The organism is Pseudoalteromonas sp. DY56-GL79 (genome assembly GCF_041414765.1).
Taxonomy (GTDB): Bacteria; Pseudomonadota; Gammaproteobacteria; order Enterobacterales; family Alteromonadaceae; genus Pseudoalteromonas; species Pseudoalteromonas piscicida.
Window position 1 is genome coordinate 41,045 of record NZ_JANHZS010000020.1, and the last position, 26,389, is coordinate 67,433.

Consider the following 26,389-nt stretch of genomic DNA (forward strand, 5'->3'; position numbering starts at 1 on the left):
GGTTAAGCAACATGCTGCTTTTGTTCGCTATAAGATTGAGGTTGGTGTAGTGGGTTTTCACCGATCCAAGCCTGAAACGGCTTGTTATCATCACGGCATACAAAGTGCAGGACATGTCTGCCTGTAGCTGCAGCACGGATCAACCCGCCCGTTGTCACCCAGTGACCAGCCATATAAAAGTTATTAAGGCCGGGCAGTCCCGTTGTCCCGTTGGCATTTATTTCATCTTCTAAACTTTCACCACTTTCCAAAAAGGGCTGCCACGCCAATACCGTTCCTTTGCTGTTGCGGGTATAGCGAACTTGGGTCAAAGGGGTCGCGATGTCGATATATTCGATATGCTCTTTTAGTCCCTCAAAATGAGTGGAGAGCTTATCGATTATAAATTCACCTAAGGTTTTTTTAGCGAGGCGATATTGAACGCTACGCTTGACTCTAGTGTGATGGCGTTTAGTCGCCGTTGTTTCTTGGAAATTATTTAATTCAGCCCACGGCTCATAGGTTGAGAAGTAAGTGATATAAAGCACGGATTTGCCCTCTGGGGCGATATGCGGGTAGTGTACATTGCGCACCTGCACATTGATCCCCGGGTGCGTCATACCAGGGCAGTGGACAAGATCTTGTTGATCTAACAAGTGGGTGCGGCAATGGGGTTGATGGGTATAGTCTTTGTTTACCCCCAAAAACACAGAGACGTATCCTGGGAACATTTGACCATCGGTCTCCCTTAACTCGTCGTATAGCTTGTCTAACACTGGGCTGGAATACTGACCATCAAGCATGTTTTTTACCACATCCGTACCGTCACATGCTGAGATCACGATATCAGAATACATTTTTTGGCCATCGCTGAGCTCGACACCGATGGCTTTGTTGTCTTCGACCAAGATCTTGTGTACTCGGGTGTTGTATATGATGTCACCCCCCAACTTTTTATATCTTGCTTCCATCGATTGTGCGAGGCCTAAGGAGCCACCTTCGGGCACACCTGCATTTTTTTTCGCCGCGCAGGCCAAATTAAAGTAGAAAGGTAATAGCGGGAAACTAGGATGTTGCTCATAAAAGATAACGTTAAATGCCTTTTGCAGCAGCGGGTGTGAAAACTTAGCGGCAAAGTCCGACATCAATGTCGCCATGGATTTGCGGATTAAATTAAATTTTTTGATAAACGGCCACATCATTTTTAGCTTTTGCCAGCGTGACATAATGCCAACTGGCACCAGAAAAGGATAAGCGTCTATCATTTTGACGAATTCGCGAATGCCATCGCAAAATTGTTTGATGAGTTTCTTGTCAGCGGGAGAAATGCTCAAGAGGTGGGCTTCAAGTTTATCTGGATCTGCGTAGAAATGTACTTCTCCTAATTCTTCATCAATAACTGAATTGAAGATTTCAAAGTCTCTAATTTCTTTATCATCCAGCGCACCTAACTCTTGCCAGATTTGATTCATGCCGTTGCCTGAGCCACTGCCCAGAAGCCAGCTAATACACCAATCAAAAATATAATCTCTGCGTTCCCACGATGTGCAGCAGCCGCCGGGAATATCGTGCAGTTCTAAGATCACGCTCTTGTAGCCGTTCATTTGTGCATAGCTACCGGTTGAGAGTCCACCCATGCCGGCACCTATGATGATCATAGATTGTCTTTGTGTGGTCATAATTCTGTCCTTAAAGTCGTTAGAAAGCCCCAAAGCGATGGCTTTGGGGCAAGCTGTTACTCCACATTTGTTGCTATTTTCGCTTGGCTTTGGGTATCTTGCAGAATACTTTGCATAATTGCGCCGTTGCCTGCCTGCATCATATCTGGCATCAACATTTCCTCATGTTTACCAACTCCCTGATAGGTAATGACTTCGGCGTCCGATGCTGCATCCCAACTGGTTAGACGAGCAGCTTCTGCATGTGCATTTTGCTCGACGATAAAGTGCAGTTTTGCGTGAACCTGACCTAGATTTTTCACTTCATAACACCAATCGATATAGTCTCTCGCTTGTGCCAGTGTATGCTCGTGTACCGTATTTGAGCCGGTGTGGCGGGCGAAATGTGCTTTTAACTCTTGCTCAAAGTGCGCGAAGTCTTGTTCCCGCATTTTGATTGTTTCGGTGATCCTGAATGAATCTAAGATCACTACATCCCCGACACGTTGACCTCGGCTTTCCAGCTCCTTAGCAATCTCAAAGGCTAAATTACCGCCAAGGGAGTATCCAAATAGGGTATAGGGACCATGAGGTTGAATTTGCATAATTTGGTCGGCATAGTCGCTAACCTTAGTGTCACTTTCGAGGTAGTTAAAAGAGATCACTTCAGTGTTAGGCAATGCGTCGGCAAATGCCTTGTAGACGATGCTGTAACCACCCGCTGGCGGCAGTGCAAATAAACGACTAGATTGACCCGCATTGAAGATAAGGTAAGGGGACGCGCCCGTTTCTTTTCCTGTTACTACATCTTCAATTGCACTCGCCATGCCATGTAAGGTTGTAAATCTAAATAGCTGATTAACTTCCATTTTGATGCTGAAGGCTGATTGGATCCTGACCATTAGCTCAATCAAATATAAAGAGTTACCGCCGAGGGCAAAAAAGTCATCATGAAGACTAATGGATTTTTGCCCTAGCATATTAGACCAAATCTCAGCGAGCTGCTGCTCAAATAAGGTGGCAGGCGCTACGAATGCTCTTACCAACTCAGCGACTTCAACCTGTGGCAATGCCGCCGCATCGATTTTACCGTTACTCAGTAATGGAAATTGATCAATGGCAACTAGCTTACTAGGTACCATATAGCTTGGTAGCTGGTTCTCTAACTGTTCGAGGACAAATTCAGTACCGACCGCAAGCTCCGACTCAAAGTAGGCAATTAATTGGGTTTGCCCATGTACTTCTATTCCTTTTACATAGCTTCGCTTAATTCCTGGGATCTGGTTGATGCTAGACTCAATTTCTCCTAGCTCAACGCGGTGACCTCGTATTTTTACTTGGTTGTCGATACGTTGCAGAATATGTAGGTTTCCGTGTTTGTCCCACTTACCTAAATCACCCGTTTTATACACCCGTATGGTGCTATTTCCTGATACGGGAAGTTGAATAAATTGACTGGCATTTTTCTCTGGATTATTGAGATAGCCAAGGCTTACGCCTTGCCCTGCAATTGCAATTTCGCCTACTGCGTTACTGGATACCAATCGGTTTTGCTTATCGAGCAAGATAAGTTGCGTTGCATTGAAAGGCTTGCCGATTGGCACTGTCGTACTGGTTTCTAAGTACTGCTCTGATTCCTCAAAGAAACTACTGTCTATGGTTGCTTCAGATGTGCCGTAGGAGCTAAATAGTCTTGCATCTTCCAATAGCAGTCCTTTTAGTGCACGGTATTCAGCGATTTGCCACTGCTCAGAGCCAACAATCACTCGACGTAAGCTGGTAAAACCAACCTGACTTTGCTTTGCGAATAAGATGAGATTACGAACCACAGAGGGCACAAACTCAACCGTATCAATCTGCTGTGTCTCAATGAGGTCATACAACACCGGCATGTTCAGCATCATATTTTTAGGACACAACACTAAGTGCTTCGCATTGTAAAATGCGCGCGCGAGATCGCCACAAAACACATCAAAGGTTGGACTGGCCAATTGTAAATGATGAGTGGTGGGTGCTAAATCAAATTGAGCTAACCAGTCCACGGCGATCGTAGCCCAGTTTTGGTGGCTAACCTGGACACCTTTTGGCGTCCCCGTAGACCCGGAAGTAAAGACAATATACGCGATGTCATTTGGTTGATGATTTAACGCCAAATTGTGCTCGCTGATTTCATCTCGTTGGCTTTGGAAGCTTTCCCAAAGTAGTGTCGGGTGATCTGATGTTAGCGCTTCTTCGCAAAGTAGTAACGCGCAGCGACTTTGCTTAAGCAACAGCTGCTTGCGTTCATTGGGTTGCTGTGGGTCAATTACCACAAAATGATGACCTGCTTTTAACGTAGCGATACAAGCAACAACTAATGCGATAGATTTTTCAAAATGTAAGGCAATCGTTTGACTAGCTTGATCATCTAGCTGTGAATTGATTAGTCGCGCTAACTGGTTTGCCTGACCGTTCAGTTCGCAATAGCTTAAAGTAGCGGCAAGTTCTCCAGCATTTGCTTCACAGGCAATGCTAAGGGCAGGAAGCTCCGGGCTATGTTGCGCCGCATTTTCTATTTGGCTGACCAAAGTCGGTAATGCAGGTGCGTTTTTTTGACTTTCAGCAAAGGTCGCCAAGGCATCTATTGCGTCTGGACTTGTTAAGGCAAGCTCCGAAAGTGGCCGATTTGGACTATCAACGACCATTCGCGTCAGTGCGATATAGTCCCGAGCCAGCTGCGCTATCGTTTCGGTTTCGAATAGATCGGTATTATATTTTAATGTGCCTTTGAACACGCCATTTTCTTCATAGGTCGAAAGCGTAATGTCAAATTGACCTTCTTCTTCAGGCAGTTCCATGAATTGCATAGGAAAGCCCTTATAGTACGCGACATTATTTTCATCCATATGCGATTGCTCAACGCGGTGATTGAGCATTACAAACATGACCTGAAATACCGTAGAGCGGCTGGCATCATGTTCAATACCAAGCTTATCCACTAACAGCGCAAACGGATATTCTTGGTGATCTAGTGCGTTGAGGGTAATGTCTTTCACCTGCGCTAAAAGCGAAGTAAAGTGCGTTTCAGGATCAAACCTTGCGCATAGCGGTAGGGGATTCACAAAGTAACCATAGACGTTTGAAAACTCTGGATTTGTACGACCGGCCACGGGACTGCCAATAATGATCTCATCCTGCTGAGTATATTTATGCATGACTGCGTAATAGATGCTAAGCAACGCCATGAACATGGTGGACCCTTGTGCCTTTGCAAGGGTATTCAATGAAGACGTGAGGGCTTTATCCAACTCAAAATGATATGAATCACCAACGTTGGTGAGTACCGCAGGTCTAGGTTTGTCGGTTGCAAGGTCTAATACGGGGATCTCAGCAGGTAAGTGATTCTGCCAAAACTTATAGTTTGCCGCGCCGCGTGGAGAGTGAACAAAGCGTGTTTCCCAATCGACAAATTTTTCATAGCTTGACGTTATCTCGCTGAGTGCTAACGGTTCACTTTTTGCAAAATGCGCATACAGTGACTGCATTTCATCGATAAACATGTAATTTGACCATGCATCTGAGATGATGTGATAAATCGTCACTGCAAAGTAGTAGCTTTGATCATTCTGCTTATACAAATACAGTCTAAACAGCGGGTCGTGCTCAAGGTCGAAAGGCTGTTCATTGTCTGCAATCATCATAGGTTGAATATCTTCCCAAGACTTACCATGTACATCAATGACTTGCAGTGCATCCTCGCGATTAGTCCAGACTCTTTGATAGGGTTCGCCATCTTTAAAGAAGAAGTTTGTTCTTAACATTGGGTGGCGAGCAACTACAGCACTAAGGGCTTTTTTCAGCGCGTCGATATTCAGGGCACTAGGAATGTGCATCGCGCCGCCGATATTGTAGGAAGCGCTACTTGGGTTGAGTTGATTGATAAACCAAATCGCTTTTTGTCCGTAGGAAAGTGGGAACTCAGCTTCCACATTGGCATCAGATGCGATAATAGAGTTAACCTTGGTCTCGGAAACGGGCTGAACCTGTGATGTTTCTGTGGTTATGACTTTAAAGCCAAGCGACTCCACGAGTTTGTCATTAAGCTCTATACTTAATTCGTTGATAGATGCACCACTTAGAAGGCGTACAATCGTTAGGGTTTCACCAAAATGGGTGGTGATCTTATTTCTCAGCTCTGTTGCCATAATAGAGTCAATACCGAGATTACCGAGCGATAGATCTAATTCCACTTGCTCTCGTTTACAGCGTAATACTTGGCTGACAGCATTAGCGAGATGATCGGCAACAAGCGGTAACCGAAGCGCGCTGTCTGTTTGCTGGTATAAAGGAGCAAACTCTTGCTCTTGGTGGCTTTGCTTGTCGTTTTCTTGGGTAGCCAAGTGACTAAATAAACTCGGCTTTCCTGCATACCAATTGGTTACTTTGGACCAATCGGCGTCACACACTAAGAGTTGAGGTTGATCTTGGTCTAGAATACGTTCAAGCACAGCCATCCCCGCACTTGGTGAGATGCAGTTCATGCCCCTTTGGTCCTTGTAATGTTCGGCGAGACCCAACTCTTCAATCATACCAATAGCCCAAGGACCCCAGTTGATACTCAGCGCCGGAAGACCCTGATTGCGACGGTAGTGGGCGAGGGCATCTAAGAAAGCATTGCCAGAAGCATAGTTTGTTTGTCCTGCGGTAGTGACTTGAGCCGCGACAGAGGAGAAGAGTACAAAATGTTCGAGGTCAACTTTACTGAGTGCTTTGTGAAGCATCAACGCACCAATCGCTTTGGTGTCAAACACACCGTCAAATGCTCTGGTATCCATATTGCCAAGTAAGGTGTCATTGACGATACCAGCACAGAAAAATAATCCGTTGATCGGTGCTTGTGCACTTAGATGATAAGACTCAAGGGCCGCGTGAAGTTCACGCTCTCGAGTTAAGTCTGTCTGCCATAACGAGACATTAACGCCCTGATCCTCAAGGTGTTGAATAAACCGAACGCGATCATAGTTACGGTCGCTTGAGGTAAGTTCTGACCAACTCTTACGCTCAGGTAATTGACTCCTACCAAGCAAAATGAGGTTTCGTGCACCTCTATCGACGAGTAGCTGACAAACTAACTGACCGATTGAACCAAATGCACCCGTGATCAATTGTGCTTTATGGCTTTGCACGCGAGTTGGGAAGGCGGGTTGAAGTGACGTTGCCTGCTCTAAACGAGCAACATAGGCCTGATTTTCCCTAAAAGCAACTTCCCCTTCTTGGCGGTCACTTAATAATCTGGCTGTGATATGTTCGGCATCATTTTGGCCATCAACATCAATGAGGCCACCCCAATTATCAACCAATTCTTGCTGTGCGAGCACTCGGCTAAATCCAGTTAACGAAGCGGACATCACCGCGGTAAGTTGCTCGCTATTAACGAGGCTAGCGTTACGTGTTACCACGTAAAGCGGGAATTTACAGTCTTGTTCAATTACGGTTTTGGCTAGATTTAACAATGAATGTAGCGAATGACGTTTTTCTCTTTGCAGCTGAGCAAGAGTTAGTGATTCTATTGCGCTGTTATCTAGACTAAAGCAATGCACAACGCCACGAATTTCTTGTTTGCCCAAAGTCTCGATAAGTTGTGACAGGTGATCCCGTGAATCGGGAACTAGCCATGCATGACAATGGTCTCTGTCGATATCAAAATATTCTCCAGATTTAACGATACAGCTAGAGTGGCCAAGCTTTGCTAAACGGTCGGCTACCTGTTCAGCTGTTCCTGATTGATCTGCGAGAAGCACCCAACGACCCAATGTGTCGGTTTCTTGTATTTCCTGCTCTGGCTCTGCAAGCCAATTAACTTGGTAAAGCCAGCTATCTATGGTTCTGGTGGTGATCCCACTTGCAGCGGAGTCAACACTTTGCGCAATAAAGTTTTTGATAACACCAAAGACTTGACCTGATTCATCACAGAGGTATAAATCACTGACCGTTTTTTCGTCGTCACGATGAGTGATTTGGGTATAACACCAAAAGTCAGTATTGTTCTGCTCGCAAAGCAAGATCTGCTCTAGCATCACAGGTAAGCGGATAGAAAATTGCTGAGCATTAGCACCTGCAAGTTCCGTAAATACTAACGTTTGGAAGCATGCATCTAATAGACTTGGGTGTAGGGTAAATTGTGCTGTTCGCTCAAGTTGAGTAGGCCAAGAAATCTTGGCAAGCACGCCGTTGTCTGTTGCCCAGATCTGTTCAATGGCTCTAAAACATGGACCATATTCGTAACCAAACTCTTTTAGGTGTGCATAAAACTCATCGTGCTGCTGTGCGCTGGTGGCAGCACTACGAATAGCATTGAGATCAATAGGCTCAGCAAGGTTTGCGCTTTGTACTCGGCGGATTGTCCCTTGAACATGGCAGGTCGTCTTGCCATCTTCAAGGCTTACCACTTTAAAATTCGGTTCATCATGGTGCAAAATGAATTGCACATTGGGTGCATGTTCATTATTCAAAAATAACGCTTTATCGATGACAAACTGGTCGAGTGCATAGCTACCATTGCCCCAAGTCTCTTTGGCTGCAGCATACGCCATTTCAATAAAGCCAGCAGCAGGGAAGAGGGTATTCCCTTGGATTTGGTGACAGCTTAAAAAACTATCGCGATTTGTGTCGGTAACAGCGTTCCAAACATGTTCAGCTTCACTGCGTTTACGGCCCAAGAATGCATGGTTACTTTGCCCTAAACGCACTTGATTAAAGTACTCAGGCTCGGTCCAAAAGCGCTCTTGCAAGAACGGGTAAGTTGGCAAAGTAGTGAACTTACCTCGACCGTTTATGGCTGACCAATTTAATTCAAAGCCTAAACCAAATAGTTGAGCTGCAGCGTGGTAATAGGTGTGCTGTTCGTCGGATTTACGGCGCATACTCGAGACCACAACACTTGAGCAACTTTGTTCTTCTGCTGTTTCGGCAATAGATGCGCCAAGCACAGGGTGTGGACCTAGTTCCAAAAATGCTTGATAACCTTGTTGTAATATTGCGCGGGTGGCATCAACAAAGCGCACGGCTTGACGGACGTTGAGCCACCAATAGTTAGCATCAAGCTCAGGTCCCTCAGCAAGTGTTCCTGTTACCGTTGAATACAATGGAGTATGTGCGGTGTTAGCTTGAATACCAGCTAAACACTCGAGCAATTCGGCCTTTATCGGTTCCATAAACTGGCTGTGGTAGGGCACTTCAACGCGGAGAAACTTGCAAAACACACCAGCTTCGCTCAGTTGTGCTTCAATACGGTGTAATGCATTTTCTTCACCTGCGAGGGTGACAGAGTTTGGACTGTTTACCGCTGCAACTTCAACTTGGTCGTTGAGATAAGGCGTGACATCACTGTCAGAAAGTCCTACCGCCATCATTTTACCTGTGTTGCGGCATTGATGTTGTAAACGGCTACGATGGACTACGATGGTGCAAGCATCTTTTAATGAGTAGACCCCAGCTTCATAAAATGCCGCCGCTTCACCGGTACTGTGGCCAACAATGACATCAGGCGAAATGCCGTGCTGACGCCACATTGCTGCAAGTGCGACTTGCACGGCAAAATTTGCCGTTTGAGCAAGCCAAGTGTATTGCATGTTTGACGCTGATTCATCGGCAAGCATTTCATCAACCAATGACCAATCTGTAAGCGCTGACATATAGCTATTACACTCATCGATCATCGCTTTAAAAGTTGGCTCTGATTGGTACAGCTCACGGCCCATTGCCCACCATTGCGGCCCCATGCCGGTGAAAACCCACACGATTTTTTGCTCATCTTTTTTCAGTGTGCGCAATGTACTGGCCGCAGCAAATTCAGCATCATGACTTAATGTTTGCAGTTGTTGTTGCAGATCTTCTGCATTTTTGAAACAAATTGCATGACGATATTGATGGTGTTCACGGCGCTCACCCAATGTGTAGATAATATCATTGAGTGATGCATCGCTGTCTTGCAAAAATTCATTATGTGCTTTGGCAAAGCGATGAATCCCGTGTTGATCTCTTGCACTCAATGGATAAAGTTTTAGGCCATTCTCATTTGCTGGAGGTATTGATGTTACTTCTGGCGCAACAAATTCTTGAATAACCGCGTGGGAATTGGTTCCACCGAAACCAAAGGAGTTTACCCCCGCAACGGCTAAACCTTCATGCTTAGGCCAAGGTGTAAGTTTAGTGGGGATCTCATACGGCGCGTTGGCGTAATCAATCTTAGGATTAATTGATTTTAAGTGTAAATGCGGTGGGATCTGCTTGTTTTGGATGGCTTTGACCGCTTTGAACAAACCAGCCATGCCTGCGGCTGCCTCGGTATGGCCAATATTGGTTTTTACTGAGCCAATGTAGCATTTATCGTCTTGATTACGGTTGATCCCAAGGAGTGTTCCAACTGACTTTGCTTCAATAGGGTCGCCAACAGGCGTGCCTGTGCCGTGCATTTCAATGTACTGCACTTTACCGGGGTCAATATTCGCTTTGGCATAGGTTTCTTTCATCAAGCGCAATTGGGCATCGCCGTTTGGTACCGTGATCCCTTGTGTTTTACCGTCTTGATTTACACCGGTGGCTAAGATCACCGCATGAATTGGGTCGCCATCCTTAATCGCATCATCTAAGCGCTTGAGCACAACGACGCCAGCGCCTTCAGCACGGACATAGCCGTTGGCGGAGTCGTCAAAAGCATGAGAAAAACCAGTCGGAGATAAGAAACCGCCTTTAGACTCGGATACAGTATATTGTGGTGCCAAATGTAATAGCACACCACCTGCGAGCGCCATATTACTGGCCCCGGTTTGTAGACTTTTACAGGCCATATCTAACGCGACAATGGAGGAGCTACAAGCAGTATCGATGGACATGCTGGGGCCATTAAAGTCAAAAGTATGAGAGATGCGATTAGAAAGCATCGTCATCATGACACCCGTCGCAGTGTGAGCATCAATGTTATCAAAATCTGGGTTAGTGAATTGCATAATTTTATAATCAAGCGTAAACCCACCCATAAAAACACCAACCGACTCACCTGCAAGCTCAGATGGCTTTTGCCCACCATCTTCCAACGCTTCCCAAGTTACCTCTAGCAATTTACGTTGTTGAGGGTCCATAAACTCGGCTTCACGAGGCGTGATCCCAAAAAATGCTGGATCAAACTTATCGATATCATCGATATAGCCACCCCATTTTGAGCTCAACTTGCCTTTATTCGCTTTTACAGACGAATAATGAGTATCGATATTCCATCTCGATTCTGGGGTTTCTATGATGCAATCGACACCATGTTTAATATTTTCCCAAAACAATTCAGGACTATTCGCGTGACCTGGGAAACGACAACCCATGCCAATAATTGCTATCGGTAGCGTGTCGTTTGCGGGGTGAACAGAGCGTTCATTTTCGATTGCCATAATGCATTCCTTGAAGTTATCTATTTTCTATTAATTAGCGAAGTTGCAGCAGTTCATCTTGAGCGGTTGAGTGAACATGAAGCGTAGGGTAGAGCAGGCGTTTATAGATGCCGTAGTAAAGCTGTTGAAGCTGGATTAAGTCGGATGTTGTTGTGTGTTCATCTATTTGGTGAATGGTTTTGTTCACCAGTCCGAGTTCTAGTACTGAGGTTGATATTTCAGCAATAAAGCGGCCATCGGAAGTTCCCCCTGCGGTCGATAGTTTTGGTGTGAAATGACATTGGTTGTTGATTTCATCACTGACGATAGCGAGGGATGGCGAAGGGATCTCATCATTATTTACGCAGTAATAGGGTTGGCAGGGGTTGCTGGTCGTTAATGCATAATTGAGCGTATGTTCTTCGATGGCCTCTCTTACCAGCTCGACCAATTCATATTCGTCGTATGCGGGTGTATAACGGATATTAAAATTTAGCTGACATTGGCTTGGAATGATGTTGTCAACAAAATCTCCTGAATTTACATGGGTGAATTGTAGCGTGGTCGAGTCAAAGTCATCACAGTGCTTAGGCCAATCCATCGACAATAGTGCTTGCATAATATTTTGTGCTAGATGGATGGCATTGGTCGCTTTTTGAGGGTAAGCCACATGCCCACTTTTACCATGTAAATTGACGGTAAAAGACAAAGCACCACGACGACCGACTTTCAGTGAGTCTGCAACTCGCGCTTCTGAGCTTGGCTCTCCGACCAAGGTAAAATCAAATGCGATACGCTGCTGTTTTAAAAACTGAGCGATCCGCTTGGTTCCGTGTTCAGCTTCGCCTTCCTCGTCGCTGGTGAGTAGCAACCAAAGCTCTTTTTCCGGTACTCCAAAGTCTGTTACTAAAGCCTCAATTGCGCAAAAAAAGGCGGCAATAGCGCCTTTCATATCAACAATACCTCTGGCGAAGAGACAGCCATTGTGTTCTGTTAGCTTAAAAGGGTTAAACTGCCAATCTTGCGTACTTCCGGCTGGTACGACATCGGTGTGGCCAAGAAAAGCAAACCTAGCATCGCTATTGTTACCTATGCTTGCGACTAAGTTACTCACATCACGAATGGGTAAGTGCTTGATTGAAAAGCCCAAAGTCCGCAGCTCTTGTGCTAACCACAGTTGACAACCAACGTCATCTGGTGTGACCGACTTAAATGCGACTAACTGCCTCGCGATGTCAACAACGCGGTGGCTGCTATGTTTATCCTCATCAATACCTTGAAGCTCATCATGAAGAGCTTCAACGTCCTCTAGTGCTTCAGAGACAAGTTCAAAGCAAGTGTTTGAAGAAAAGTCATTCATCTCAAAAAACCTTAATGCAGAAGTATGATAAATAGGCAATTAAAAGCTTGTTTGTACACATTTTAATTACGCTGTGTTCACAAGTTGCGTATTCAAACATCGAAATTCTTTAGATGCTAATGATTTTATTTTGACTAAATTAACCTAGGTAATTTCATTGTTGTTTTTTATGAAGTAATAAATTTGTTGTTTTTAATGTTGTTTGGCTGGGTTTTATATTTGAGTTTTATTGAATTAAGTTTGGTGTAAATGCTCTATGTACTAATATTCTGAATGTCTGAAAAATAATTCCACTTAATAATCAGTAGTGGGTTTTTATTGCTTTAGCTATGTCTTGTGTTATTCGGAATTAAAAAAGTTATGGTGTTTAGGATAATTAAATTGTGAATTTTTAAATGGTGCGAGTTTATTGTGTAAAGCAAGCTATTAAGATAAATGGAATTAACCTTTCTTATCTCTCTTTGTTATTGTTGTGATGTTTTATATGTCAATTTATTCTAATTAATGAGAGACCCAAAAGGTGTGTATTTACGTAAGTGGGCAAGATTTTTTTGTGATGATGCTTTAAGGTTGAAGTTGTTTTTATAAATTTAATGAATTTATTCTTGAGTTGTCATATTTAATGAATAAAATAGCAAACGCTATAGAGTTTTTATTCAATATTTTGATTACTGTTACAGTGTCTTGCTGTTTTTTATCTATAGCGCTGACTTAAATTAAGGATGAAAAATGAAAAAGCTAATCACCGCACTCGTTGCATTGACTGCATTGTCTGTATCTGCTCAAGAAGTAGAAGAGGCGAAAGCTCTCGTTACTCAACAAAACATTAAAATTGTTGCTATTGGCCAAAGCGGCTGGGATCCAATTTGGAGAGAGCCTACCTGTAGCATCCAAAAAACGGATGAGGATGCTGTTGGTAATGCTTACATGATCAGTCATTACGACATGTGTTTATGCCAAAACAGTAAAAAAGCGAGCTATCTAATTGAAGATACGCAAAGCAACCCTAAGCAAGCTGCGGTTATTTGTTACCTAGAGCAGTAATCTAGTCAACAGCGGCAGAGCAAAGTACTTGCACTTTACTCTGCTTTTATCACTGCTGTTTTCTTTAAGTTCAGATTAGCTAAATTAACTGACTTTTTGCTTCGGTGTGCTAAATAACCTGAGCTGCGGATAATTAATGCCTTTCTAGCAGCCAGTTTTAGCGCTAACTGCGTTGAATTCACTTCCAATAGCCAGCTATTGGTGCGTAAATCCGCCTTGTTTTCCCTAAAACTCTCTGGCTAGACAAGGAAAAACTAAGTTGTGCTTTAGCAACAATGAGTTGGAACACTCCTTATCCAAACCTCAGGTTAAATAACTTGCCTAACTTCCAATCGAACTTTACAGCGCTGACTGCCGTTAAGATTAAAACAATCCCAAGCGTTTGTAGTATCGAAATCGTGTGCTCGAATGCAATAAAATCTACAAACAGCGCCACGACCGGATAAATAAAAGAAAGAATAGCAATTAATGTGGTGCTCAGGCGTTGAAACGCGTCATACATGATCACATACATAAACCCTGTGTTGACGACGCCTAAGAATAAGATATTACCCCAGCTCGATGAAGTCTCTGGGAAGTGTGCAAAGTCAACCCAAGGCAACAAAAATAAGCCACCAAAAAAGATTTGGATCACAGCAACCACACCGGATGGCACTTGGCTTACCTTTTTCGTCATCAGCGTTGTAATGGTATACAGAAATGCAGCTCCAAGTGCTAGTAGCAGACCAAAAACGGCTTGGTTACTCTCTTGTGCAAAAATCACCGCGACTATTTCTTGATACGGGATCCCAACAACCAACCATAATCCCACCACGGCGATGGCCAACCATAAAAGGATTGCCTTACTTGGATACTGACGATAAAGCACCGCGCTTAATAATACCAACATCAAAGGTTGTAGATGGTATGCGATGATTGAAATTGAAAAAGGAATATAGTCAAACGAGGCGAATAATAGCACCCAGTTTCCGACCAGCGCGATACCGCCGAGCAAGATGGTCATAAACACGGGACCTTTAAATACCTCTTTTGTCAGTTGCTTTGTCACTAGCACGTATCCGAGAAGGCATAACGCGCCAATAACACAACGTAAAAATACCACGTTCCAATAGGATTGTTCTGCACTGACGACAAAGTATCCTATGGTGCCAGATAGCACCATAGCTATTATCATCTCTATTGAACCTTTCTCTTTATCTGAGCCAAACATTGTTCACACCTTGTTATATTCAATTCTATACTTGCATATTACTTAGGGTTTGCCGTATTACTAATAGACAATAAAAGGCTAATTTTTCTAATTTCCTAAAAATGAAAGGCAAAAATGCGAAAACTAATTAATAATGAAAAATGGTCACTTGACGCGATAGATAGCAAGCTTATAGCGCTGTTAGAAAACAACAGCCGAGTGTCTGTTGCTGAAATGGCCCGGGCTGTGAATATGTCTTCACCGAGTGTGAATGAGCGCATGAAACGTATGGAAGAGTATGGGGTAATTCATAAATACAGTATTGAATTAGACCCAGAAAGCTTTGATTACCCGCTGACGGCGATTGTGCGTATTCGTCAACATCCCGGTAAACTAAAACAACTTGAAACGATGATCCAAAGCATTCCTGAAGTGATTGAATGTGACAAAGTGACGGGAGAGGATTGTTTTTATGTGAGGCTGTGTTTTGAGAGTATGCCTAAGCTAGACGAAATTCTGGATAAAGTCTCGACGCTGGGTGATACCCACACATCGGTGGTGAAATCAACAATAGTCAAACGCAGAAACGTGCCATATCAGATCCGCAAAAGGTAATCGTTAAGTATGGCGAGCAGTAAAGTTTTGACGGGATCAGCAAGGCGCAGCTAAACGTCAACAAATTTATAGTTTGTCACACTTTTTATAGCAATCCTGCCATCAATCTGGTTTTGAGTATGTTAGTATCCGTGCAGCAGTTTTTTACGAGATAGATTATGTTTCAACCAGTTAGCCTCTTTGTTGGGTTAAGATATAGCCGTGCTGCGAAAGGCAATGCATTTATATCGTTTATCTCATTTTTCTCAATTGCGGGTATCGCCCTTGGCTTAATGAGTTTGATCACCGTCAGCTCAGTGATGAATGGCTTTGAGCAAACCTTAAAAGCCGCAATGCTTGATTTGATCCCGCATGTGCAAATTAAGGAAAATGAGCAACTTGATCAAAATAAATTACAAGCCATTGAAAATCATCCATTGGTTAAGCAAGTTTCGCCATATGTTGCAAGTGACGTAATTCTACAAACCAATCAAGATTTGGTGGGCGTGCAACTTCAAGGGCTATTTCAAGGGTATGAAACTGCGTTGTATGACGCCATACGTGCCGGCAGTTTAACTCGATTGTACGAGCAAAAATACCAAGTGGCCCTGAGTCGCTATTTAGCCAATAAACTTGGCGTAAGCGTTGGTCAACAACTCCGCGTGATCATGCCGGAATTCACCACATACACACCGCTTGGCCGCACACCGACGCAGCGCTTATTCACCGTTGCCGCTATATATGATGGCCAGAGCGAAGCTGACACTTATTTGGCATTTGCCGACGGGAAGAGTTTACAGCGGTTAATGCGCAAGAAGCCAGAGCAATACGACCTTAACATTCATTTATATGATGCTTTTAGCCTGCCTGATTTTTATCAGCAAGCGGACAGCTTGTTACAAGGGCTCGAGACACAGGATTGGCAAACTCAGCAAGGCACATTGTTTGCGGCGGTTGCAATGGAAAAGCGCATTATGTCGCTATTACTTGGCCTTATTGTGATAGTGGCTGTATTTAATATCATTTCAGCGCTATCTATGATGGTGAGTGAAAAGCAAGGGGAAGTGGCTATTTTGCAAACGCTCGGCTTTACACCACAAATGATAGCAAAAGTGTTTATGGCGCAAGGGATGTATAACGGCATTTTTGGCACACTCATTGGTGTTGCTGGTGGATTATTGCTTTCGAACAATATTAATGAGGTGCTCCACCTCGCAGGCCTTCAGTTGCTTGGTGGCGCTGAACTTCCGGTCAAAATAGAACTAACAGATTTAACGATTATGGCAGTGGGCAGTATATTGCTAAGCTTTTTAGCAACCTTGTATCCAGCTAAACGCGCGTCGAGTGTGCTGCCAGCAGAGGTATTAAGATATGAGTGATTTAGTCATTGACTGCCAAGATTTGGTCAAAAGCTACCAAGATGGTAAAGCCGAAGTAACGGTACTAAAAGGCGTTGATTTATCTGTAACCCAAGGTGAGATGCTTGCCATTGTAGGTAGCTCGGGTTCAGGTAAAAGTACTTTACTGCATATTCTCGGTACCTTGGATAAAGCATCCACCGGCAGTGTAAAAATCAAAGGTGTGGAAGTTGGCAAGCTGTCACGTAAAAAGCAGGCGGAATTTAGAAATAAGCATTTGGGTTTTATCTATCAGTTTCATCATTTGTTGATGGAATTTAGCGCGGTTGAAAACGTGGCGATGCCGTTATTAATTGCCGGTAATAAAGCAAAACAAGCCCGTGAAAAAGCATTACATATGCTCGATAAAGTGGGCTTGAGTCATCGTGCTGATCATAAGCCTTCAGAGCTTTCTGGGGGGGAGAGACAGCGTGTTGCGATAGCAAGAGCACTAGTGACTGAACCTGATCTGGTGCTAGCTGATGAACCAACTGGCAATCTTGATAAGCATAATGCCCTGAGAATTTATGACTTGCTGGCCGAACTCAATCAGCAGCTAAAAACCAGCTTTGTTGTTGTAACACACGACTTAGAGTTGGCAGATAAGCTTGGTCGTGCAGTACAACTGGACGATGGCAAAGTAGGTGTGTATCAGCATGCTTAGTTATTTTTTAAGCAAACGCTTTAGAGAGTCTAAACGTCAGCTTGGCTTTATTGGTTTTTTGACCCGTGCTTCTACGCTAGGTGTAATGCTGGGTATGGCTGTATTGATAGTCGCACTTTCTGTGATTAATGGTTTTGAAGAACAATTAGAGCAGCGCCTGTTGTCGGTGGTGCCGCAAGTGAGTTATCAAGCACCTTACGACCCTATTCAAGCGTGGCAGCAAAAAGTAGGGATCTTGGAGGGTCAGCGTGGCGTCGTAAGCGCGACGGCTGAAATTAACTTAACAGCCATGCTGCAATACAAAGGCACCTTAAAAGCGGCGCAGTTAAAAGGGATCGCACCGAATAGGCATCATACGGTGTCGAGCATAGGTGATTTTATAAAAGGCGCTGAATTAAAAGCATTAAAACCGGGTGAAGTGATCATCGGCAAAGGGATAGCTGACAAGCTTGGCGTCGTGGCTGGCAATAATATTCAACTCTTGGTTGCTAACAAACATTCGGATAATCCACTCGCTGCGCCAAAGCGATTAACAGCGACGGTGGTGGGGCTTATCGATATGGGTGGGCCACTTGACCAAACATTAGCCTTAGTGCCGCTTAATGCACTGCAAGAAGCGATGGATTTTAGAGAAGACCAAGTAACGGACTTGCGTGCCAAGGTGAGTGATGTGTTTCAGGCACAGCAAATTGCGACATCAGCGGGTAGGGCATTACCTGATTTAGTGTACGTATCATCTTGGTTTCGAACGCAAGGTGGACTGTATCAAGATATTCAGATGGTGCGCACTATCGTCTATCTCGTGGTATTTCTGATCATCGCTGTAGCGAGCTTTAATATCGTCTCTTCTATGGTGATGGAAGTAAAAGAAAAGCGGGCGGATATTGCCATTTTGAAAACCATGGGGGCACAGGACCGTACAATTTTCTCGACTTTTGCGCTACAAGGTGTGACATATGCAGGGATTGGTGCACTGTTAGGCACTGGGATCGGCATTTTTATTGCTATTAATATTCCCGATATTTTTAAAGCCTGGATCAATATGAGTGATAACAATCCGCTTGAAGGCGTCTACTTTATTGAATACTTACCGAGCAAAATTATTTGGACAGACATTTATATCAGTTTGGTCACGACTTTTGTTATGGCAGTCGTCGCAAGCTTATATCCCGCTTGGCAAGCCACCAAAACGGATCCTGCCAAAGTACTGGGAAATGGGTAACAATATAAAATCGTAGGTCGGCCTTTAGGCCGACATCTAATGGGCCGACATCTATGGCCTGACATATCTACAGGCCGATACGCCCATTCATCATTGCATGGCCTTATCTCATTTGCCATGACACACGCACCGTAGGTCGGCCTTTAGGTCGACATATTTAGGCCGATCTCCAATGGGCCGACACCCATAGGTCGAAAACTTGCGAATTACAAACTTTGAGCGTAATGGTAAAGCGCTTTTAAGATCTGCATATTGCGCTCATTACCTTCATTTTCGGCGACTAAGTTTTCAAGCTCCAGCATAAAATCTTCGGCTGAAATTGAAGGGTTATCTTCATTATGCATCAACTTGTTTTGGCAATATTTACGCCATTTATCAAGCTCTACAGGTGAGAGCGACTGCGGCCAGTTTCTTGCCCGATAGCGAAACAACAAAGTGTTAAATTTACTGTCTTCAAAATCCAGTTCAATGGTTGCCAGCTCTTCGGGCGATGCATTGCGAATGATTGCAAATTTGGCTTTATCGGCCTTGCTGGTGAAACCATCGTAGAGTTGATAATCCGGATTACTTGGTTTCTCGAATCCCTTTTCATCGCTAAAGATTTCCGCAACCTTATCCCTTAGCTCTGGACGTGCTTTAAGATACTTTAAATTTTCCAGGCATTGCTCGCGGTCAATTCCAAGCCTTGCTGCGTTTTCGGGCAAGAGGGTCTTAGCTGGTGCTACCAGCGGGCATTTATTGATATGTACTAGTTTTAATCCAACCGGTAGCTCATCATCACCCAATTCACTGCGTTTTGTATAAAGCCGTTGTTTGAGTGCCTCAACGTCAAGGTCATTCAATACCTCCGGCGACTGTGTTAAGTCAAAGCAGATCACGGCATTGCTATTGACCGGGTGAAAACTCATCGGGGCAATCCAAGTGGTGCAACCTTGTTGCGCTGGAAACATAGAAGAAACGTGTACTAAAGGCTGCATATTGAAAACATCGATTAGGCTCGACACCGCTTTTTTATGTCTGTGATTAAAGTAGAACTCATACAGTTTTGGCTGTTTGGTTTTAATCAGTTTTGCCAGCGCAATCGTTGCGGTAACATCACTCAATGCATCGTGCGCGGCGCCGTGCTCAATGCCATTGGCGACGGTTAAGTGTTCCAGTTTAAAACTAGGGTTACCATCTTCACGGGTTGGCCATTCAATTCCTTCAGGGCGAAGCGCATAGCAGGCTCTAACTAGATCTATGATATCCCAGCGGCTATTGCCATTTTGCCATTCACGTTCATAGGGGTCATAAAAATTACGATAAAGGCTATAACGGGTTAGCTCATCATCAAACCGAATACTGTTATATCCAGCAACGCAGGTTTGCGGTTTGGCAAATTCCGCGTGGATTTTTGCCATAAACTCGGCCTCGGTCAGGCCTTTTTTTAGTGCTAACTGTGGTGTGATCCCTGTGACCAAACAGGCTTGAGGGTGCGGGAGATAGTCGGGCGCTGGTTGACAATACTCAATCAGTGGCTCACCAATAATATTGAGATCCAGATCCGTTCTGATCCCAGCAAACTGGCTTGGCCTGTCTTTTTGCGGCGTCGCACCCCAACTCTCGTAGTCGTGCCAATAGATAGTGGGTGTATTCTGGTCGTTTCCTGATGTTTCTGATTGGCTCTTATTTGTCATAAAATCAATGGCTTATTGCTGTTTTTGTTTTCTCTTCGTTTTTCCATGTTTCTTGCAATTATGCACAAGTGTGTATATAAGTGTGTATATCAAAACTACCAAGTGTGTATATCGTGGTAACTATGGCAATAACAGACGCGAAGCTGCGAAAGCTAGTAAACAAGAAAAAAGATCCTATCGTATTATCGCATAGAGACGGACTAAGAGTAAGACGTAATAGCAACGGAACGGTAGCCTGGCAATATCGCTTTAGGTACCTTAGAAGTCAGCAGATTGTCACGATTGGTTATTACCCAGACTTATCTGTAAAAGACGCACAAGATTTAGTGTCACTCTTAAAAGCTTGGATTGCGGCAGGGGAAGATCCGCGAGTAAAACTTAAAGAACGTAGGCAAGGAGATGTAGCTAGACGGACACCAGCTCAGATAACCGCAGCATGGTTTGACGCTGAGAAATCTAAATTCAAAGAAAAGACGCAAATATTATACGCAAACAACATCAATAAATGGATCTTGCCGCACCTAACAGAAAAACCTGCGGAAGACATGTCACCTGTAGACTGGCACAAGTTTTTTGATTTTGTAAGAAGTGAAGGCTCAGCCAAGCTAGCGCCGATCATTTTAATACGATTAAAGTCCGCAATAAGGTGGGCTGCTATGCGTGGCGAAATACCCAATAACAATCCTATTTTAGATCTAAAGACTAAGCATGTTGGTGAGCCAAGTACTCAAGGGCAACGCTGGCTAACATTTAAAGAGATTGCATTACTCTGGCGCCAAATAGAGCAGTCGAAAGCAACGCCTACAACCAAAGCATGTTTACAAGCTATATTTATTACCGGAGCAAGGCAGTCAGAGGTGAGATTAATGCGATGGGAACACATCGACTTAGAGAATGCAACTTGGACAGTTCCCCCTGAAAACTCCAAGACGAATAAAGCAATTAGAAGACCGCTCACAAAAAAGCTACTATCAATAATAAACAATCAAGGTCTAGTCTATGGCCGCCAAGGAGTTGTGTTCCCTGGTGCAAACCTTTCAAAATCAACCACAGTCCATTCAATTAACCAATTCTGTGACAGAATGTGGAATCACCTAAACACAAAATATAAAATACCGAAGTTTGTGCCTCACGATGCACGGCGATCGTTAAGTACGCTATTAAGTGAGCAAGGCGTTTTGCCGCATGTAACTGAAAAAATGCTGGGGCATGCAATGCGTGGTGTAATGGCCGTATATAACAAGCATGACTACATCAATGATCAGCGAGAAGCATACGAACTCTATTGGCAATGTATAGAACAAGAGATAAATAAGTTGTAGTGGGGCGTATACTTAGCTACTGGAAAGTGATAGTCCGAAAAGAAAATGTTAGATGTCACCGCAAAAGATCTAGGCGGTTGTATGGATAACTTTAATTAGTCTGTAGGCTGGTTTTTTAGGTATCGCAACGTAGAGCGCCTTAAATAAGGCACTCTACAATCTGGTCTATTCGCTCTTGATTAAATTCATCAAAGTCTATCATGTTGCCCATAGCAATAAGTTGCTCTTTTGTTGGGTATCGTAGCGTTCTTAAGTCGGTTGCGTTGACTTGAGTATGACCATTCATTTGACGAAAATACCTATCGACCAAAGTGCTATTCAAGAACACCCAAAGGCCTTTCGCCAAATCATCCTCTAACGGTTTTCCCATTGCATGGAAGTAATTGGTCTTGTTTTCAAAGCCAACGACATCTACATCAGCCAAATCAGCAGTATATATAGATGCAACAATTCTACGCTTTTCCTCTTTTGCTGTGAGCCTACGAGTTAGAACATAAGTTCCATTTTTAACCATTAAGTTTGATGTGCTTTGGTTATTTAATAGTGCGTTAGGCTTTTTGGCGTTTTCAATAGGCCATTTGATGGCACATTTTTGTAAATGTTGAGGAAAAATCAACGGAACAGAACCATCAACAAAGTTTGCACATAGATTCTCCTTAGTACGAAAATCTACAACTTTACCAGTGCTTGCTTGAATACCGAGGTCTTCTAGGGAACAAGGTAGCCCTCCAGCTTTGGTAGCAACATTCTGTTCCTCTGCATCTGTAATGATATGAATGAAGCGATCTGGGTTGTTTTTATTTACTACTTTATTAAAAGGCACTTCATAAACTAGGGGGGCAGGGTCTTCAGCGCAAGAGCTAGAAGTGACTTTAACAATTTCTCTTTGAGGCTCACCCTTTGTAAGATGATAGACCACGTTCTCCTGGAGTACTTTATCCGCTTTAAACGCAGACTTTCGGCTGTTAAAAACGTGAATCTTATTGAGTGAACAAGTATCTAGTAATAGTTTACGAAAGTCATTAAAGTAAGGACCATTACAGAATGAGCGCGGAGTAATAGCGACAAGTTCCCCACCGTCTTCTAAAAGCTTTATTGATAGCCCAACAAATGCGGAATAAAGGTTTCCGGTTTCAAAACCTACCGTTCGAAGTGCTGCACGTTCTTCGCTGCTAGTGGCAATTTTCAAATAAGGAGGGTTTAGGATTGCTCTGTTAAACTTTGGCTTATACGTGTCTTCAAGAAGGTGCTCTACGGCATGCAGAATAAAGTCCTCTTCAAATAGCATCTGCTCCCATCTTACATCATTAGTCGCGCAAACATTTGAACACTGCTCTAATGTATCAGATAAGTAATGGTTCATTATGCCTGATAGCTCAAAACATGTTGATTCAATACTGGTAGCATGGTTTTTTGCACGCTCAACAAAAGCAGCAGTCAATGAGCCAACCCCTGCACCCGCATCAAGTAGTCGGATCTCACCTCTAACATCTTCAAACATATCAGCAAGAAGCTTGGCCACTGAAGACGATGACATAAACTGACCAAGCTTCCCCCTCAGTTTTTCATCAAGTTTCCCATTTGCTTCGATGCGATTGACATCTGCAATGTCGTTCAAGTTTGGAAAGAGGCTTTTTGCTAGGTCTGTCATTTTTCGTAGTTCGGTTTTTAACTTTTCAGCCTTGTAGTATCGCAAAAATGACTAACAAAAGGAAGAAATGGACTTAAACATAGGTTACATTGTTAACCATGATACTTGAACTATCTGAAAACTAATAAGATGAAAGAAAAAAAGTTAGAACAGGCCAAACAAATTCTTAAAGCTCTGGGTTTACCTAAACAGCAATATAACGATAGGTCTGCTTGGGTCTTTTTAGCACTTGCTAATATTAAACCTGATGATGATTGGAGTGTCGCTACTGCGCCATTGTTACCAACTGTCAGTATAATGGACTTCATAAGAAGTGAGTATGGTAAAGATTATAAACCAAACTCAAGGGAAACAGTTAGGCGACAGACACTGCACCAATTTGATCAGGCACAGATTGTTGATAGAAATCGAGATAACCCAGCAAGGTCAACAAATAGCAAAGATAACAACTACTCGCTTAATCAACCTATTATTGACATTCTTCATGCTTACCCGAGCGGTAACTGGAAGGAGCTCGTTGAGAAGTTCCTTGACGACGTTCCTACCCTCCAAGCAATGTATGAACGAACCATCAATAAAGAGAAAATTCCTGTTAACTTACCAAACGGGGGGGAAGTCAAACTCTCACCTGGTGCTCATAATCAACTGCATGCTGATGTAATACATGAATTCTGCCCCAGATTTGTTGGTGAAGGGGGTAAAGTTCTTTATATTGGCGATACGGCAAGTAGCCGCAATGAAGGCGGTAAGCATATGGTTTTAGAAGCTCAATATCTGGAGTCGTTGAATGTTCCTCCTATGTCGCATGATAAACTTCCTGACGTTGTCGTTTATGATGAGAAACGTAAGTGGCTATTCCTAATCGAAGCTGTAACAAGTCATGGGCCGGTTAGTCCAAAGCGATGGATTGAGCTAGAAGAGGCTTTGAAAGATTGCTCGGTTGGGCGGGTTTATGTTACGGCTTTTCCTCATAGAACCGAATTTAGAAAAAACGCAGCTGATATTGCATGGGAAACAGAGGTTTGGATTGCTGATAATCCAGATCACATGATTCATTTTAATGGTGACAGGTTCCTTGGGCCACATAGTGCTAAACCAGAGACTAATTGATATATAGACTAACGATGCTTTATGGCCTTTTTGAAAATTTTGATTACCGAAAATAATGAACTAACTCCCTTGAACAGTGGAAAGTAACATTCCTTGAACTAGTATTATGGTGAGCGCACTGGAGTGCGTTCTCCAACCCAAGGATGAATGATGAAATACTTACAAAATCTACTTTCCCTAGTCAGTAAATCTAGCGGTACTTCACTTTTGCCTAACCAAGAGTACGCATTTTTAATTCAACAAACAGAGAAGCGGCCAATCGCCATAATTTTATTGGCGTTAAGAACGGGTGTGCCTTGTAAAAAGTTGGTACAAATTGCCAAGCGGTATCCATACAAATTTAAGCTTGCTAGATATATGGGCTTAAATGCATTGGTTCGTATTGATGGATATAAGGCTAGGCGATAGATATTCATTTCTATTTACCGAGTAATGCAATTAAGATGAGTGTGGCTACAGCTAAAATCACACTGTTTTTTTAAACAGTGTTTGGCTTGTAGCCCGCCTATTGATTGCGATAAACTAACTTTGCTTGTTGTCATACAGTGTTAATTATATTAACATTGCGTGAACAAGTGTAAGGATTAATCAACTTTAATAAATAAGGATTTAAAAATGAACTCCAAATCACTTGATGTAAAAGAATTGAAAGGCATAACAGGTGGTAATGGTGGCGGTGGCGGCGGCATAGTGCCGCCAAGCTACACTAATCAAAGCACAATAACGCGCGCAGAAATCGCTAAGGTTGCTGAGTCGAAATTGGTTATAGATCAATCGATGCTCTCAAAAGTAACGGGTGGTAATGGTGGTGGTGGTGATGGCATTGAGCCGCCAAAAGTTGAGAGACAAAATTATACTGCTGCTAGTTATGGTAGTGATGGAGGCGGCGGTATAGAACCGCCAAAGTTTTAAGCTAGCCTACCGTAGCATTTGATAAAGAAGTTTAAGGAAAAGCATGACAGACTTTTTTGTGATCACAGGGGGAGCAATTAGAGTTTTAGAAATCCTAATTGTTTTATACCTACTATTTAAATTTAAAAATAGAAAGTGGAGCTTGTTTTTTGGCGGAAAAAGTAGCCTAAAAACTATTCAGGATCACGAATTGCACTCATGCTTTTTGTCTGCACTAACAGTGATGGTATTTCACTTTATCAGCTCCAATTTGGCGCAACATATAGTCACAATTGAAGGAATGGAGAAACTAGAGCTTAGGCAGTTTTTCTATTTTAGTATGTTCACCTGTTCGATGTTATTTGCTTTTACTCTCTTTGGGCTCCATAAGATAAGAGGTTGTAGCTTTTCACCAACGGCTAGGAGATGTTTGTACATTACATTTTTAATGACCTCGTTGCAGTTAATGCAGTTTGTATCAAGAGGAATGTTGGACTCAGATCTGTTATCTCCACTCTATAAGTATGGCGTTGTCGTACTTAATCTAATGACATTAACAGTTGTTGCTGTTTATCCAATTAGTAAATTGGCAAATCTAAAAAGAATTAAGGAAGTATAAAATGGAATTGCTAGTAGCAATGTTAATTTGCAAAGTGTTCTTGATTTTTGGCACAGCCTTAACGTTAGCAGAAGGGCATGGTAATCAAGGTATTGAACAAAAAGCAGGACTGCATGTTGGCTTGTTGCTAGAAACGCTTGAGGAGAAAGTAGAGCCAGAAAGTATAGCTTTTACCTCACATAACATCCTACTTGAAGTACACGACGCTATTACAGAACCTAACAAATTACTTTCTTACGAAAAAACAGTTGTGGCACATCATAAAGTAAAGAATTACGTGTTGACCACGGCTGGTAAGCCGATTGAGCTACGGCCTAAAGTAGAACGGCCAATGCTTAAAGCTGTTAAATAGAACCGCCTCAATTGTATAGCTTAGCCACGAACGGTGACCAAAGCTATGTGTACGAGTTAGTAGCTCGGTAGCTGCTTCAAATCAATTAGTAAACCCGCTTAATAGCTCAGGCTAGCGGCCTCTGGACGCGTAAAAAATATAATTTGCTTATTAAGGCAAATTAGGTGTAATGAAGATATAATAAGCGCTGAGCGATGCAGGGAAAGCTTACATAATACTGGCTAAACTGATTACACTTGCTAGGAAAGTGAGAGCCTCCAAAA

Annotated in this window: 17 protein-coding genes; 11 read left to right on the forward strand and 6 right to left on the reverse strand. The window is 43.2% G+C overall.

All coding sequences use genetic code 11. The annotated features are described in order from the left end of the window. Positions 1-2: 2 nt before the first annotated feature. The 3 genes from NO992_RS15285 to dapE are packed head-to-tail and all read right to left on the reverse strand — an operon-like array spanning position 3 to position 12,395. A complete protein-coding gene (locus NO992_RS15285; RefSeq protein ID WP_371378585.1) occupies positions 3-1,658 on the reverse strand; it encodes a phytoene desaturase family protein in 1,656 nt (551 codons plus the stop codon). Between the two features lie 56 nt (positions 1,659-1,714). After that, entirely contained in the window at positions 1,715-11,056 is a 9,342-nt protein-coding gene (locus NO992_RS15290; protein WP_371378588.1) for an amino acid adenylation domain-containing protein, read from the reverse strand. Between the two features lie 34 nt (positions 11,057-11,090). Continuing rightward, positions 11,091-12,395, reverse strand: coding sequence for a succinyl-diaminopimelate desuccinylase (dapE, locus tag NO992_RS15295; protein WP_371378591.1), 1,305 nt, complete (start codon positions 12,393-12,395; stop codon positions 11,091-11,093). Positions 12,396-13,124: 729 nt separating this feature from the next. On the opposite strand from dapE, the gene NO992_RS15300 reads away from it, so the two are divergent. Further along, positions 13,125-13,439 (forward strand): hypothetical protein, encoded by a 315-nt coding sequence (locus NO992_RS15300; protein ID WP_371378595.1) that lies wholly within the window; start codon positions 13,125-13,127, stop codon positions 13,437-13,439. Positions 13,440-13,731: 292 nt separating this feature from the next. Here NO992_RS15300 and NO992_RS15305 read toward each other — a convergent pair whose 3' ends face one another. Further along, a complete protein-coding gene (locus tag NO992_RS15305) occupies positions 13,732-14,649 on the reverse strand; it encodes a DMT family transporter (RefSeq protein WP_017217498.1) in 918 nt (305 codons plus the stop codon). Between the two features lie 114 nt (positions 14,650-14,763). Here NO992_RS15305 and NO992_RS15310 point away from each other — a divergent pair, with 114 nt between their 5' ends. From NO992_RS15310 to NO992_RS15325, 4 genes are all read left to right on the forward strand, one after another. After that, complete coding sequence (locus NO992_RS15310) at positions 14,764-15,243, forward strand: Lrp/AsnC family transcriptional regulator (RefSeq protein ID WP_045961825.1); 480 nt, start codon at positions 14,764-14,766, stop codon at positions 15,241-15,243. A 158-nt stretch (positions 15,244-15,401) separates the two neighbouring features. Then, on the forward strand, positions 15,402-16,601 hold the full coding sequence (locus tag NO992_RS15315) for a lipoprotein-releasing ABC transporter permease subunit (RefSeq protein ID WP_371378599.1): 1,200 nt from the start codon (positions 15,402-15,404) through the stop codon (positions 16,599-16,601). Continuing rightward, a complete protein-coding gene (lolD, locus tag NO992_RS15320) occupies positions 16,594-17,283 on the forward strand; it encodes a lipoprotein-releasing ABC transporter ATP-binding protein LolD (RefSeq protein WP_095728963.1) in 690 nt (229 codons plus the stop codon). The genes NO992_RS15315 and lolD overlap by 8 nt, the downstream gene beginning before the upstream one ends. Further along, on the forward strand, positions 17,276-18,505 hold the full coding sequence (locus NO992_RS15325) for a lipoprotein-releasing ABC transporter permease subunit (RefSeq protein WP_371378602.1): 1,230 nt from the start codon (positions 17,276-17,278) through the stop codon (positions 18,503-18,505). Before lolD ends, NO992_RS15325 begins: the two co-directional genes overlap by 8 nt. Before the next feature lie 206 nt (positions 18,506-18,711). Here the strand turns inward: NO992_RS15325 and sbcB are convergent, their stop codons facing one another. Beyond that, positions 18,712-20,181, reverse strand: coding sequence for an exodeoxyribonuclease I (gene sbcB, locus NO992_RS15330; protein WP_371378605.1), 1,470 nt, complete (start codon positions 20,179-20,181; stop codon positions 18,712-18,714). 122 nt (positions 20,182-20,303) lie between these two features. Here sbcB and NO992_RS15335 point away from each other — a divergent pair, with 122 nt between their 5' ends. After that, complete coding sequence (locus NO992_RS15335; protein WP_371378608.1) at positions 20,304-21,503, forward strand: tyrosine-type recombinase/integrase; 1,200 nt, start codon at positions 20,304-20,306, stop codon at positions 21,501-21,503. Positions 21,504-21,642: 139 nt separating this feature from the next. Here NO992_RS15335 and NO992_RS15340 read toward each other — a convergent pair whose 3' ends face one another. Continuing rightward, positions 21,643-23,154 carry an Eco57I restriction-modification methylase domain-containing protein gene (locus tag NO992_RS15340; RefSeq protein ID WP_371378611.1) on the reverse strand — a complete coding sequence of 504 codons (1,512 nt, stop codon included), beginning with the start codon at positions 23,152-23,154 and terminating at the stop codon, positions 21,643-21,645. A 129-nt stretch (positions 23,155-23,283) separates the two neighbouring features. Here NO992_RS15340 and NO992_RS15345 point away from each other — a divergent pair, with 129 nt between their 5' ends. The 5 genes from NO992_RS15345 to NO992_RS15365 all read left to right on the forward strand — a co-directional run bounded on the left by NO992_RS15345 (position 23,284) and on the right by NO992_RS15365 (position 26,126). Further along, a complete protein-coding gene (locus NO992_RS15345) occupies positions 23,284-24,264 on the forward strand; it encodes a BsuBI/PstI family type II restriction endonuclease (RefSeq protein ID WP_371378614.1) in 981 nt (326 codons plus the stop codon). Between the two features lie 150 nt (positions 24,265-24,414). Continuing rightward, the gene (locus tag NO992_RS15350) at positions 24,415-24,672 is read left to right on the forward strand and encodes a hypothetical protein (protein WP_371378617.1); all 258 of its coding nucleotides are present in this window, start codon (positions 24,415-24,417) and stop codon (positions 24,670-24,672) included. Positions 24,673-24,879: 207 nt separating this feature from the next. Next, a complete protein-coding gene (locus NO992_RS15355) occupies positions 24,880-25,176 on the forward strand; it encodes a hypothetical protein (protein WP_371378620.1) in 297 nt (98 codons plus the stop codon). A 43-nt stretch (positions 25,177-25,219) separates the two neighbouring features. Further along, positions 25,220-25,774 (forward strand): hypothetical protein, encoded by a 555-nt coding sequence (locus NO992_RS15360; RefSeq protein WP_371378623.1) that lies wholly within the window; start codon positions 25,220-25,222, stop codon positions 25,772-25,774. A 1-nt stretch (position 25,775) separates the two neighbouring features. Continuing rightward, entirely contained in the window at positions 25,776-26,126 is a 351-nt protein-coding gene (locus NO992_RS15365; RefSeq protein ID WP_371378626.1) for a hypothetical protein, read from the forward strand. Positions 26,127-26,389: the final 263 nt, after the last annotated feature.

Coding starts and splice junctions, on each gene's coding strand:
- NO992_RS15285 (WP_371378585.1), bottom strand. CDS start 1,658: ATGACCACACAAAGACAATCTATGATCATCATAGGTGCCGGCATGGGT.
- NO992_RS15290 (WP_371378588.1), bottom strand. CDS start 11,056: ATGGCAATCGAAAATGAACGCTCTGTTCACCCCGCAAACGACACGCTA.
- dapE (WP_371378591.1), bottom strand. CDS start 12,395: ATGAATGACTTTTCTTCAAACACTTGCTTTGAACTTGTCTCTGAAGCA.
- NO992_RS15300 (WP_371378595.1), top strand. CDS start 13,125: ATGAAAAAGCTAATCACCGCACTCGTTGCATTGACTGCATTGTCTGTA.
- NO992_RS15305 (WP_017217498.1), bottom strand. CDS start 14,649: ATGTTTGGCTCAGATAAAGAGAAAGGTTCAATAGAGATGATAATAGCT.
- NO992_RS15310 (WP_045961825.1), top strand. CDS start 14,764: ATGCGAAAACTAATTAATAATGAAAAATGGTCACTTGACGCGATAGAT.
- NO992_RS15315 (WP_371378599.1), top strand. CDS start 15,402: ATGTTTCAACCAGTTAGCCTCTTTGTTGGGTTAAGATATAGCCGTGCT.
- lolD (WP_095728963.1), top strand. CDS start 16,594: ATGAGTGATTTAGTCATTGACTGCCAAGATTTGGTCAAAAGCTACCAA.
- NO992_RS15325 (WP_371378602.1), top strand. CDS start 17,276: ATGCTTAGTTATTTTTTAAGCAAACGCTTTAGAGAGTCTAAACGTCAG.
- sbcB (WP_371378605.1), bottom strand. CDS start 20,181: ATGACAAATAAGAGCCAATCAGAAACATCAGGAAACGACCAGAATACA.
- NO992_RS15335 (WP_371378608.1), top strand. CDS start 20,304: ATGGCAATAACAGACGCGAAGCTGCGAAAGCTAGTAAACAAGAAAAAA.
- NO992_RS15340 (WP_371378611.1), bottom strand. CDS start 23,154: ATGACAGACCTAGCAAAAAGCCTCTTTCCAAACTTGAACGACATTGCA.
- NO992_RS15345 (WP_371378614.1), top strand. CDS start 23,284: ATGAAAGAAAAAAAGTTAGAACAGGCCAAACAAATTCTTAAAGCTCTG.
- NO992_RS15350 (WP_371378617.1), top strand. CDS start 24,415: ATGAAATACTTACAAAATCTACTTTCCCTAGTCAGTAAATCTAGCGGT.
- NO992_RS15355 (WP_371378620.1), top strand. CDS start 24,880: ATGAACTCCAAATCACTTGATGTAAAAGAATTGAAAGGCATAACAGGT.
- NO992_RS15360 (WP_371378623.1), top strand. CDS start 25,220: ATGACAGACTTTTTTGTGATCACAGGGGGAGCAATTAGAGTTTTAGAA.
- NO992_RS15365 (WP_371378626.1), top strand. CDS start 25,776: ATGGAATTGCTAGTAGCAATGTTAATTTGCAAAGTGTTCTTGATTTTT.